Annotated in this window: 8 protein-coding genes and 1 pseudogene; 6 read left to right on the plus strand and 3 right to left on the minus strand. The window is 41.8% G+C overall.

Annotated elements, in window-relative coordinates:
- Nucleotides 1-90: 90 nt before the first annotated feature.
- Entirely contained in the window at nucleotides 91-1941 is a 1851-nt protein-coding gene (locus tag QWT69_RS04835) for an SLC13 family permease (protein WP_317970918.1), read from the plus strand.
- A 488-nt stretch (nucleotides 1942-2429) separates the two neighbouring features.
- Here the strand turns inward: QWT69_RS04835 and QWT69_RS04840 are convergent, their stop codons facing one another.
- Complete coding sequence (locus QWT69_RS04840) at nucleotides 2430-3233, minus strand: YitT family protein (RefSeq protein ID WP_317970920.1); 804 nt, start codon at nucleotides 3231-3233, stop codon at nucleotides 2430-2432.
- Between the two features lie 219 nt (nucleotides 3234-3452).
- Here QWT69_RS04840 and QWT69_RS04845 point away from each other — a divergent pair, with 219 nt between their 5' ends.
- From QWT69_RS04845 to helD, 4 genes are all read left to right on the plus strand, one after another.
- Nucleotides 3453-4565, plus strand: coding sequence for a mandelate racemase/muconate lactonizing enzyme family protein (locus QWT69_RS04845; protein WP_317969528.1), 1113 nt, complete (start codon nucleotides 3453-3455; stop codon nucleotides 4563-4565).
- Nucleotides 4562-5236, plus strand: a complete 675-nt coding sequence (locus QWT69_RS04850) for a GNAT family N-acetyltransferase (RefSeq protein WP_317969530.1) — start codon at nucleotides 4562-4564, stop codon at nucleotides 5234-5236. Before QWT69_RS04845 ends, QWT69_RS04850 begins: the two co-directional genes overlap by 4 nt.
- A gap of 207 nt (nucleotides 5237-5443) precedes the next feature.
- On the plus strand, nucleotides 5444-7132 hold the full coding sequence (locus QWT69_RS04855) for a methyl-accepting chemotaxis protein (protein WP_317969532.1): 1689 nt from the start codon (nucleotides 5444-5446) through the stop codon (nucleotides 7130-7132).
- 205 nt (nucleotides 7133-7337) lie between these two features.
- Nucleotides 7338-9581, plus strand: a complete 2244-nt coding sequence (gene helD, locus QWT69_RS04860) for an RNA polymerase recycling motor HelD (RefSeq protein ID WP_317969534.1) — start codon at nucleotides 7338-7340, stop codon at nucleotides 9579-9581.
- Between the two features lie 321 nt (nucleotides 9582-9902).
- On the opposite strand, the gene QWT69_RS04865 is transcribed toward helD, so the two are convergent.
- Nucleotides 9903-10613, minus strand: coding sequence for a DUF421 domain-containing protein (locus QWT69_RS04865; protein WP_317969536.1), 711 nt, complete (start codon nucleotides 10611-10613; stop codon nucleotides 9903-9905).
- Nucleotides 10614-10723: 110 nt separating this feature from the next.
- Complete coding sequence (gene thpR / locus QWT69_RS04870; RefSeq protein WP_317969538.1) at nucleotides 10724-11278, minus strand: RNA 2',3'-cyclic phosphodiesterase; 555 nt, start codon at nucleotides 11276-11278, stop codon at nucleotides 10724-10726.
- Between the two features lie 136 nt (nucleotides 11279-11414).
- Here thpR and QWT69_RS04875 point away from each other — a divergent pair.
- Nucleotides 11415-13457, plus strand: a pseudogene (locus QWT69_RS04875) (catalase).
- The last annotated feature ends 26 nt before the right edge of the window (nucleotides 13458-13483 follow it).

The following is a 13483-nucleotide window of genomic DNA, read 5'->3' on the forward strand; positions in this document are numbered from 1 at the left end:
ATGAAAACAGTCACAAAAAAGTGCTTATCAATAAAGCACTTTTTTTCTGTCTATACTACAATTAGGATAACGATATCATTGAAGGGAATTATTGCCGTGCAACTAACGCTCACTTTTATCATTTTAGGGATTACGATTGTCTTATTCATGACCAATAAATTGCGTGCCGATCTTGTTGCAATGCTCGCATTACTGTCATTTGTTCTGACGGGAATTCTGTCTCCGGCCGAAGCACTGTCTGGCTTTTCCAATTCGGTCGTTATTATGATTGCAGCGCTCTTTATCATTGGAGCGGGCATCTTCCGAACAGGACTTGCACAAATGGCCGGTACGCTTTTGTTACGCTATTCAGGTGACAGTGAAAAAAGGTTGTTCATTCTCTTGCTCGTCATTGTTGCGTCTGTCGGTGCATTCATGAGCAATACGGGAACCGTCGCACTCATGTTGCCAATTGTCATTAGCATCGCAATCAGTATAAACAGTAGTCCAACAAAGTATTTAATTCCATTATCGTATATGGCTAGTTTTTCAGGATTGCTTACGTTAATCGCATCACCTCCCAATCTAATTATTAGCCAGCAACTTGTAGACAATGGGTTTGAGCGATTGAGTTTTTTTCAGATTACGCCGATTGGCATCATCGGTGTCATTGTCGGTATAATTTACTTGTACGCGGTGCGCAATACATTACTCCCTAAAGGAAAGAAATCATCAAGTTCAAGCGATCATCAGAAGCTGTCAATTAAACAGCTGGTCAGTGATTATCAGTTGGGGGATAACTTATTCCAAGTGAAAGTTCCTGTAGAATCTGATTTAGTAGGAAAACGGTTGGCGCAATTGAAAATACCGGCAACGTATCAATTGTGCATATTGAAAATTAGTAGGAAGTCTACGGAAGGCTTGAATTTATTACCGATGACGTATCAGGAAATGGCTGGACCTACGACTGTTATTCAGGCAAAAGACCTTTTGTACATCCAAGGCTCAGGCGTTAATCTTCAGAGATTTATGGACGATTACGAATTGCAGGTGGAGGATGGGGAATCGGAAGCAGGGCAATTGGTGTCTAAACAAATGGGGATAGCGGAAGTGCTGCTCACGCCACATTCCAGCTTCATCAATGAAACATTAAGAAGCATTAGCTTCCGTGAAAAATACAACGTGAATATTTTAGGCATTAACCGTCAAGGCGAATATGTTGCGAAAGATATGTCCAAGCAAAAATTGAAGTTTGGCGATGCCTTGCTTGTCCAAGGCTCATGGGATTCCATCGAAATGCTTGCGAAGGAGACGCGGAATGTCGTTGTTATCGGCCAACCGAAAGAACATGCCAGTATGGCGGCGGCAAGTGGAAAAGCAGCCATTGCGGGAATCATCATGCTATTGGTCGTCGGATTAATGGTGCTTGAAGTATTCCCCGCGGTCATTTCGGTATTGATTGGCGCGGCACTTATGATTTTGACAGGTTGCGTTAGAAATATGGATGATGCTTATGGACAGATTAACTGGGAAAGTATCATTTTAATAGGTGCGATGCTGCCGATGGCGACGGCACTCGAAAACACTGGAGGCATGCAGTTGTTGTCGGAAGGGATTATCCAAGTACTGGGGGGCGTCGGGCCGCTTGGTGTGTTGGCAGGTATTTTTTTCTTAACGATGCTATTTGGTCAATTCATCAGTAACACAGCAACTGCGGTTTTATTTGCCCCAATCGGGTTGAGTGCCGCAATTAGCATCGGTGTAAGTCCATATCCATTTCTTATTGCTGTAGCAGTAGGCGCAAGTATGGCCTTCTCAACACCTGTCGCATCACCAACGAATGCTTTAGTCATGACAGCAGGAAACTATCAATTCAAGGACTTCGTGAAAATCGGTGTCCCATTACAATTCATCATGTTCATCGTCATGATGATTGCCATACCATTACTATTTCCATTCTAACAAAAACGGCGAGAGGGAAGGGTTCCTCTTGCCGTTTTTTTAATCAAGATTAATTTGTCAAAAGCATTTAGCGCGAGTGGATGTCTGGTAGAAGCTTATACTGTCCGCGACACTTATACGACCTATGTGCAAAACCGCTCAAGTTAGTAGGAAATCCGCTCAACCTATGTGGAAAACCGCTCAAGTTAGTAGGAAATCCGCTCAACCTGTGTGCAGAACCGCTCAAGTTAAGGTAAATCCGCTCAACCTATGTGAAAAACCGCTCAAGTTAGTAGGAAATCCGCTCAACCTATGCGCAAAACCGCTCAAGTTAAGGGAAATCCGCTCAACCTGTGTGGAAAACCGCTCAAGTTAAGGGAAATCCGCTCAACCTATGTGCAAAACCGCTCAAGTTAGTAGGAAATCCGCTCAACCTATGTGCAAAACCGCTCAAGTTGTCAGGGGAACCGCTTGACCAATCCAAATCTAACCCAAGCTTTCAATTTCAATCAATGAATCGCTGATTTAAAGTTTGTTCCGTGCGTTTCCTGTATATTGGTTATAGTCACGAACGCGGTTGGATCGAACTCACGCACAATCTGTTTTAGTTTGGAGATTTCTAATCGGGTTATGACGACATAAATGACATCTTTTTCATTTTCATTGTATCCGCCCTTGCCGTGCAATAATGTAACATTTCTGCCAAGCCGTTGGGTAATGGCTGCGCTCAATTCTACATATTCATCCGAAACGATAATGACCGCTTTCGTATCTTCTAGACCTTGGATAATAATATCAATTGCTTTAGAAGCTATATAATAGGTTAGAATTGAGTACATTGCCTTCTCCCATGAGAGTACAAAACCAGCCCAACCAAATATGAAAATATTGAAAAACATGACGAATTCACCTACTGAAAAAGGAATTCTTCTTGTTAGTAAAATACCGAGTATTTCTGTCCCGTCCAGTGCACCTCCATTACGTATAACGAGTCCGACCCCGGCCCCCAGAATAAGGCCACCGAATACAGTTGCAAGTAGAGGGTCTGTAACAAAAGGACCGACGGATTTCAAAGGGAATTCAATGACTGCTAATAAAACAATGGCAACAGATGAAGAGATGAAAAAGTTTTTCCCGATATGTTTATAGCCGAAAAACAAAAAAGGCAAGTTAATGACCAGTATAAGAATCCCGAACGGTATGCCTGTCATGAAATTCAGGATGAGGGATATACCGATAATTCCGCCGTCAATGACTGAATTGGGAATAAGAAAAAGCTCTAATGCAACTGCTGCAAGTGTAGCCCCGACCATAATGAAAAAATAGCGTTGTAGTAAACTCCTGAAAGACTCTTTTTTATGTTGTTTTGTCACAAAAGCCAACTCCTTAAGTTGAAGCTAAATACTGTAAATCATACCATAGATCTTGCAATACAGCACTTGCTTTAGCCGGTTTCCTTGCTAACGTAGCAGTGATGAATTCGAGGTGTTAGAATAACTGTAGACATTTGCAACTAGAAAGGAAGTACATAGATGAAAATCACTGAAATTGAAATTTTTGCGATCCACTTGCCATTGCACGAACCGTTTGTCATTAGTTATGCATCCTACAATTATATGCCGTCCATTATCGTGAAATTGAAGACAGACAGCGGGCATACCGGTTACGGTGAAGCAGTTGCGGATGAGCATGTGACAGGAGAAAGTTGGGAAAGTACGTTTGCCATCCTGAAAAACACACTTGCTCCGGCCCTTATCGGTATGGACCCGACGCAAATGGAGAAAGTCCACGCTAAAATGGATGCCGAAATCTACGCAGTCCCGTCAGCGAAAGCTGCATTAGATATCGCTTGTTATGATGTTGTAGGTAAGGCATTAAGCGTCCCGGTCTATACAATGCTCGGAGGACGTTATCATGACGAATTTCCAATCACACATGTGTTGAGCATCGCGACGCCTGAGCATATGGCGAATGAAGCACAGCAGCGAATCGAAGAAGGATACCGCTCCTTGAAGATGAAAGTCGGTACGGATATAGCAGAAGATGTGAAAAGGATTCAAGCTGTGCGGGAACGTGTTGGTGAATCCATAGCCATCCGAGTTGATGTCAATCAAGGATGGGTAAACAGTTCTGCAACTTTACAAGCTTTGCGAAAACTGGACAGTTGCGATCTCGATTGGATTGAACAACCTGTGAAAGCCGATGATATAGATGCGATGGTGGAAATTAAATCGAAGACATCCGTACCTGTCATGATCGATGAGGGTCTACGGGGCGTGCGTGAAATGCGAGAAATTATTTCTAAACGAGCAGCTGACAAAGTCAATATCAAATTGATGAAATGCGGCGGTATCTATCCAGCGATGAAGCTTGCTCATATGGCTGAAATGGCGGGAATCGAATGTCAAGTAGGCTCGATGGTAGAATCATCGGTCGGTTCGGCGGCTGGATTCCATGTTGCATTCTCAAAGAAGATTATGACAAGTGTCGAATTGACCGGACCACTAAAATTTAGTGAAGATATCGGCAACTTAGAGTACAACGTACCTTTCATCCGTCTGAATGAAGAACCGGGACTTGGCGTTGAAGTAGATGAAGAAATTCTAAATAGACTTACGGTGTTTTCCGCAAAGGTGACAAAATGAATACAGACATAACTTTGAATACTGGCAAGTCGGTTACAATCAGGAAGATGGATGAACAGGATATATCGTCAATCATGGAGTTGCAAGAAAGTGTAATCGATTCTTTAACGGATCGTACGTTTCTTCAACCGCTCTCTGAAGAAGAATTTCTTTTTATACTGCAAGGAAACGGCCTGATGATTGGTGCATATGATGCTGCTAAACTAATTGCTTTCCGTGCAATGCTTGAGCCGGAAATCGATGAAGACCATTTAGGGTGGGATGCGGGACTTGCGGAATCCGAACTGTCTTCAGTACTTTATTCCGAAGTTTCGAATGTACATCCTGATTATCGGGGGCATAGTTTACAAAGGATTCTCGGAAATGTATTGATGAAACAAATCGACAGAAGCCGGCATCGCTATATTGTTGCAACAGTAGCTCCTTTTAATATTGCCAGTTTAAAAGACAAGTTTTCGCTTGGTATGTATATTATTTCATTGAAAGAGAAGTATGGCGGCCTAATCAGGTATACCTTTCTAAAAGATCTTAAAGGCACTGAAAAAACGGAAGCTCCAGAATTCACTGTGGATATGGACGATATACTTCAACAGCAGGAATTCATGCGTAAAGGTCTCATTGGAATACGCATTAAAGAAGAAGAAGGAAAATGGAAAGTGATTTATTGCTAGCTTCGTACGAAAGCTGAAAAAATCATCCTCGGGTAAATAAACTATTTTCAGTGTTTAGGTATAAAGACTCCTGGTCAGTGTCTCTTTTTATAAACAGTTTTAAATCAGGTGCTAATAGCTCATTTTTCACGACTTCCTAAGAAATCCTATACGTATAGAGTTTACTAGCCTATAATATGAAATGGTCTACATCTTAGGAGGATTAACATGAGATTTTCAGTGCAAAAGAAATTGTGGGGTGGATTTTTATCGTTAGTTATACTCATGGTGATTGCCGGAGTATTGAACTATATGTCAATCCCTCGAATAAGTGAAAAGTATGAATATTTAATGGATGACAGAATGGAGAAAGTCATCCTGCTTGAACAGCTATCAACCAACCAAAACGAACTATCTAATGACATGCGGGGCTATCTACTATATAAAGAATTGTCATATTTGAAAAACCGAAGAACTCAATTAGAATCTTTCAATGAAAAGTTGGCTGTTTTAGATTCCTCTTTACATAGTGAAGAAAGCCGTGCTTTATTGGAAGGAATTCAAGCTGCTTCCGTCAAATATGCAGAGCACACAGAATCCGCAATCAGTTCATTTAACAATGCTAAAGATGACGAAGCGGTCGAATCTGCAAGAAAAGCTGAAAAATATCAGATAGAAATCACGAAATTGGCGAAAGATCTGATCGATTTCCAGCGTGGTCAAATGGAAGTAACAAAAAATGAAGTGGCTTCATCATTAAAATGGACAGGTATTTTTATGTTGGGCGTCACTTTGTTGAGTGTCCTTTTGAGCATCCTGATCGCTTCATTAATTAGCAGAACGATTACTAAGCCTGTTGGATTGATGACAGAAGCGCTAGAACATATTGCGAAAGGAAACATTGCAATAGAGCCGTTAAACATTAAGAACAAAGATGAAATCGGTGAAATGGCGGATGCATTCAATGAAATGTCAGTAGATTTACGGAATGTGATTACTGAAACTAGGGATGCCGCTATTCAGCTAGCTGCACAGTCAGAACAGCTGACAGCAAGTTCAGAAGAGAGCCTTGCTGCTTCTGAAATGGTTGCGGAAATTGCAGAGAAGAATTTGCTCGCAAGTGATATGCAAGTGAATGTCGTTAACGAATCTTCCGCGGCGATGGCTGAAATGGCAAATGGCATCGCTCAAATCACCGAAGATAATGATGCAATGCTTGCTTCTACTTCTGAAGTGTCCCGTCTTGTGGGAGAAGGCGCGGAATTCATGAACGAAGTGACAAGCCAGATGTCCACTATTTCTTCATCGATCTCACAGTCATCCGCTATTATCAACGACTTGGCTGAGCATTCTCAAAATATCCGAAACGTGACAGGCATGATTAGCGGTATCGCCGAGCAAACGAATCTTCTTGCTTTAAACGCTGCGATTGAAGCAGCACGTGCAGGAGAACAGGGCAAAGGATTCGCAGTCGTTGCGAATGAAGTACGTAATTTGGCCGAGCAATCGAAATCGTCTGCTGAAGAAATTGAGCGGATGATAGAGACGGTCATCCGAAATGTTGCTTTGGCGGTTGATAGTTCAGAGGATGGAACGCGCAGAGTCAAAGAAGGACTCGGCATCACCGAGAAGACGAGTCGAGTATTTGATCAGATTGAAACGGCATCAAGTGATGTGAGTGGAAAAGTCCAGACGGTTTCTGTAGCGATTGAGCAAATCCGTGCAATGTCCGACAGTGTTGCAGAAGGTGCGAAGAAAATACAGGAGCTAGCCGTTCAAGCGTCAGCTGAAGCACAATCGACGAGTGCCGCAACTGAAGAACAATTGGCATCCAATCAAGAAATCACGTCAAGCGCACAGGTGCTATCTGAAGTTGCTGAAAAACTGCAAAATGACATGGGACATTTTACAGTTTAATATGATTGGATAAAAGGGAAAGCGTAATGTTGCGTACTTCCTCTAACACACAAAACCTGACTGCATATCGCAGTCAGGTTTTTGTGTAATCAGAAAAATGTGTGTTGCTCAAATCATTTCGCAATGCTACAATCAGTTTCCGATATCATTTCGTACGAGATAGCTAATGAAAAATTCTGAATACGCGTACAGGGGGAACTGTCCAATGCAGCAACATCCTGATTTTGAGTTCGAAAGTGAACGACTCGATTATACGAAGCATTACATGAAAAAGTTGCTGGAAGAGACGCAGCGCACTGTCTCAACTTCAAAAGATGAAATACGCCGTGCGACAGCCGACCTGGAATACTTGGATTCTAGTTTAAGTTATATTAACATCCTGACGAATACCCGGTTTTTCGAGATGGCTCGTTCACAGAAGGAAGGCTTGGAGGCAGTACAGCAGAGACCCTATTTTGCTCGAATCCATTTTCAGGCGAGGGGCGAGAAAGATGAAATTCTCTATATTGGGAAAACGTCTGTCTTTCATCAAGAAACGCAGGAACCGATTATCGTCGATTGGCGTTCACCCGTAGCGAATGTCTACTACGACGGCAGGCTTGGAGATTTAACTTACAAAGTTCGTGACGAGGAGATTAGCGGGCATCTGTTTTCAAAAAGGCAATTTAAAATTGAGGAAGGCGAACTGCTGGATATAATGGATGTCGATCTGACGACGAATGATGAGCTGCTGCAAGATGCACTGTCAGGTAAAGCAGACACACGGCTAACGGAAATCGTTTCGACGATCCAGGCGGAGCAGAATGAGATCATTCGGGCGAATCTGAAGCAACCGATTATCGTTCAGGGGGCGGCAGGAAGTGGAAAGACGACCATCGCTCTCCATAGAATTTCCTATTTTCTCTATACGATGGGAGAAGACTTTCCTTCCAATAAATTAATGATCTTAGCACCGAGCAAGCTGTTCATGGATTATATAGGGGATGTCCTTCCGGAACTAGGTGTCGGCGAGATTTGTCAGACGACATTTGCTGACTATGTAGTCGATGCTACAGGATTGAAGTTGAAAATGAAAGATCCGAATGGCTTGCTAGAGCACCTGACCGCAAAGGGTGCTGACAGCGAGAAAATCGCCATCAGCAGAGTAAAAGGGACTCTTGACTACAGAAATATTATGGAAGCCTACATCAAAAAGCTTGAACAACAAATGGCCACACAGTTTGAAGATGTCTTTATTGAGAAATACCGTGTCATGCGTGGAAGCCGTCTGAGGAAGTTATTTCTTGAAGACTTCAAATACATGCCTCTTGAGAAAAGAGTCGAACGGATCAAATTGATCATGCAAGCGGAAGTGAATCGAAAACGTAAACAGCTATATACGCTACTGTCTGATAAGTATGAGGAAGCGCTCGATAAAGCACTTTACGGCATCCGGGATGATAAAAAGCGGAAAGCAAGAATTACGAGGATTATGGACGAACGTGATGAGCGTCTGCCGTTCATTGAAAAAGAGGGAAAGAAAACCGTTTCTACTTATATGCGGAAGTTCAAAAAATTTAACGTTAAGAAATTATACAGGGAGTGGCTATCAGACCCAGCGTTGCATGATGAGTTGGCAAGTGACTGGTCACAACACAAGAAGAATATGTTTTTCTCGACACATCAGAAAGAGTCATGGGAGCTAGAGGATTTAGCGGCTCTCTATTATTTGCATGCCCGATTGAAAGGAATCGCGGATGAATGGAAAATGCGTGTCGTCTTCATCGACGAAGTGCAGGATTACAGTGAGTTCCAGCTGGCCGCACTGCAAGACGGACTTGAAACGGATATGTTCACAATGGTGGGAGACTTGGCCCAAGGAATACATAGCTACAGGGCTTTAACTTCATGGGATCCCGTTAAGAAATTATTTCCACGAGCAACTTATATGACGCTCCAAAAAAGTTACCGGACTACAATCGAAATTATGCAGTTGGCGAACAAAGTGCTTCAGCAGATGGACGAAGAGTTGCCGTTAGTGGAACCAGTTGTCCGTCATGGACGTGAACCCGAAATGTATAATATGGTCAACCTCGATGTTAAAAAGGTGGATGAAATTTATCAATCAATTGTAGAGCGTGGTCATCATTCAATTGCGTTCATCTGCAAAACACGTGTGGAAGCATCAAAAATTCATAAGACACTAGAAGGTGCGGGCATACCCGTGCAATTGTTAGGGGAAGAATCGGATATAGCTAGGAATTGTCTCCTTATTGTTCCTAGTCACTTATCAAAAGGTTTAGAGTTCGACGCAGTTATCATTGGGTCATTTGACGACCCATTTACGAATCATCCGATTGACCGTAAATTGTTATATGTAGCAATGACAAGACCGATGCATGAGCTGCATATTCTATCTAGCACAATCACAAGCATCATATTCAATAATACAGAGAAAAGCATTCAGTAGTTTCAATGCTACTAATACGAGTAAAAGGTTTCCAAATGGAGATCTTTTTTATTGCCGAAAAGTGATAGAAAGTATGTAGCCACAACTGGCACTGGAATACTAGCCGATATGCTGCTGCACCATTCGAGAAAGTTTGAAGTGACCATAGAGGCTGCTGAAGAAGATGGATATTTTATAATGATAAAGTGAAGTTGAAAATTTATCGTTTAACCAATTTAAAGTAGCGAAGTGACTCACTAATATCCACAATTGACTAAAAGCGCATGTGGTTTTTAACTCAACAGAGCAACTTGAATATTGGGAAAGATAGGTTGTCCTATTTCACTCAAAAACATCATACAAATAAATTCTCAGATTTTCACTGGAGTCAACAGTTGCGAGTAGTACTTCTGGTAATTTCACGTTGTAATTAATGAATCTATTTTGCAACCAATCCAGATCCTTGCCTACAAGTTTCAATGTATTAATTTCAATTATCCCTTCTTTAACGACCGTGACAGGAAAGGAAAATGGAGCCGAAATCAGTTGCAATGATGCTTGCGTCACGACTTGATGCTGTGGATGTAGGAAAAAGGAAATGCTACCATCTGATTCCCACAACGCTAATGCGACTTTTTGAACTTCTTCAATTTGAGATTTACGCAGTTCGGATAATAAATGATCAATTGTTATTCTCGCTTTTTTGATGTTTTGATAAATTAATTCACCATTCTTTATGAGCGGATAAGGTGAAGGTTCGACCAATTTTCGAAGTTTTCCCCATTTTAACATTGTAAACACAGATAGATTATACAGAATAATTAGCATGCTAGTAGTGACTAGCGCACCCTTTAAACCTAAACTATTATCGGCTAAAGGTTGAGCCAAAACATTCCCTAGAATTAAAGCTATCGTGAAATCGATTAACCTCAATTGAGATATTGAACGTTCCCCTAACATCTTAGTCGCAAACAGTAAAAAGAAAAACGCTACAATGGCACGTAATATCCATTGAACAATCGTTAATGATTCTTGAGCAAAGAAAAAGTCCACGCTTCCACATCCTACTTTTTATGTTGATTTTTATCGGTAGTATGTGGACTGGAAATGGTAATCATACAGCGATAATCAAAATGAAGAAAACGCAATAGTTCGGGTGACGATCATCCCGAGGAATTTTTTAGTGAATAGGTAAATAACGCTTCATATTTTGGTGTTTTAGCAGGATGAATCTTATAGAGTGAAAACTGTTCCGTCGCGAAATCGACCTTGGTAAACTTCTCGATAGGAATAACCGAATCCTCCGTTGTCTTTCTTTTCTTCGCAATCGTAATATGAGGTGTGAATGGATTGGTCGCTTCTATTAAAAGCAATTCACTAACAATATTTGCAATCGATTGTTGCAACAAGTTGAGTTGATTAGATGGCTCGACAGATAGATACACGACACGCGGACCTGTTGGGGAACCAAAGTAGGAAAGTCCATCGATTGAAAGAGGGAACGGTTGATGATTCATTGCAAGAGTCGCAAGCCGTTCATTCAATAGGTGGCATTGTTGGTCGGTAAGTGCTCCGATAAAAAATAAAGTGAGATGCAAATCTTCCATGACTGGTAACACTTTATATTGCTGGTCAAGCTGCAAAGTCTCGCGATAGCGTACAACTTGCGATTGAATCGATAGCGGCGCTTTGATGCCGACAAAATAATGTGAATTCATTCATATTCCTCCTTACGTTTACTCTTCTTCAATTGTAACGGATTGGATAGTCTGTGCAACTTGAGTTAAGTACCCATTGCCTACAAGACGCATATAGTATGGAGGATGGCTTAATGTCTATACGGAAGGGGATTGAATGAAAGAATCAGAGAACGAGAAAATTGAGCAACTACAACCATATATTGTGGATGACACCGGTACTAAAATGACGACTAACCAAGGATTGAAAGTATCTGATGATGAGAACTCTTTAAAAGCAGGTGTCCGGGGCCCAACATTACTAGAGGACTTCCACCTGCGTGAGAAGATTACACATTTTGACCATGAACGCATTCCTGAGCGAGTCGTTCATGCGAGAGGATATGCGGCACATGGCGAATTTGAATTGTATCATTCCATGAAAGAATTTACGAAGGCAGGTTTTCTGCAGGAACCAGGGACGAAGACACCGATATTCATACGTTATTCAAATGTTGCGGGAAGTAAAGGTTCCGCAGACACGGTAAGGGATGTTCGAGGTTTTGCGATAAAGTTTTATACCGAGGAAGGGAACTTCGATCTCGTTGGAAATAATATGCCGATTTTTTTCATACAGGATGCCATTAAATTTCCTGATCTGATTCATGCCGTGAAGCCCGAGCCGCATAATGAAATCCCTCAAGCTTCGTCAGCACATGATACATTCTGGGATTTTGTCGCAAATAACCAGGAAACTGCCCATATGGTTATGTGGCTCATGTCTGATTATGCACTTCCGAGAAGTTACAGGATGATGCATGGTTTTGGCGTTCATACGTTCAGATTGGTAAATGAACAAGGAGATGCGAAGTTTGTAAAGTTTCATTATAAGCCGAGGCTAGGTGTCCATTCACTCATTTGGGATGAAGCGCAAATGATTTCTGGTCATGATCCCGATTTCCACAGACGGGATTTATGGGAAAACATTGAACATGGAAATATTGTCGAATACGATCTTGGTGTTCAAATGATTGATGAAAAAGATGAATTTATGTTTAATTTTGATATTTTGGATGCTACAAAAATATGGCCGGAATAACAAGTTCCGATACGTTTCTTCGGAAAAATTACATTGAATCGGAATGTAGACAATGTATTTGCTGAAACAGAACAGGTCGCTTTCCATCCAGGGAATGTCGTCCCGGGTATCGATTTTTCAAATGATCCATTGTTGCAAGGTAGGCTGTTTTCATACTTGGACACTCAACTATTACGCCTAGGTGGTCCGAACTTTACGGAAATCCCGATTAACCGTCCAGTTTGTCCGTTTCATAATAATCAGCGTGATGGCTTTAGTAGACAGCGTATTAACAAAGGGCAAGTGAGTTATCACAAGAACAGTCTCGCAAATAATACACCTTCTACGTCCACATGGAAAGAAGGTGGCTATGTCCACTATGCGGAAAAAGTAGAGGGCCGTGTCATCCAGGCACGAAGTGATTCATTTAAAGATCATTTTTCCCAAGCGCGTCTTTTTTGGAACAGTATGTCTCCGGTTGAGAAGCAGCATATTAAAAACGCATTTATTTTTGAAGTCGGGAAAGTGAAATCGGAAAGTGTCAGACAGCAAGTGGTGGATATGTTCGTTAATGTCGATAAACGACTTGCAGAGGAACTCGCTCATGCAGTAGGTGTCAAACAACCGACAGGAGAGCAAGTTGATGTGACAGCATCTTCACCCGCGCTCAGTCTGGAAAATACACCGAAATATCCGTACACATTGAGAGTAGGCGTGTTAATCGGGGAAGAGTTCTCTGGCAAGGAAGTGAAAGATGTCGTCAAGGCTTTGTTGAACGAGGGTGTATCGGTAGACATAGTCGGTCAGAATCTCGGAAGTTTGAGAGGAGCTGACGGCGTAAAAGTTGTCGTCAATCAGACACTTGTCACAACGAATGCGGCATTATTCGATTCACTCTATATCGTTGGTGGTAAAGCAGGGAACCAAAAACAGTTTGATAGTAATATGATTGAATTCATCAATACTGCGTATCAACAGTATAAACCTATAGGTGTAGCGTCCACTGGGATGGACATATTCAGCAGATCGGATGCTAAACCGGGTGCCGGAATTTTATTCTGGACAAATCCAGATTTCTCGGAGGAATTTATCAAAGCCATTGCGCAACAACGATTCTGGGATCGCAATATCTATATAACATAAACATGCCGCTCCAAACGTTTTTGGAG

It is taken from the genome of Sporosarcina oncorhynchi (assembly GCF_033304615.1).
GTDB lineage: Bacteria > Bacillota > Bacilli > Bacillales_A > Planococcaceae > Sporosarcina > Sporosarcina oncorhynchi.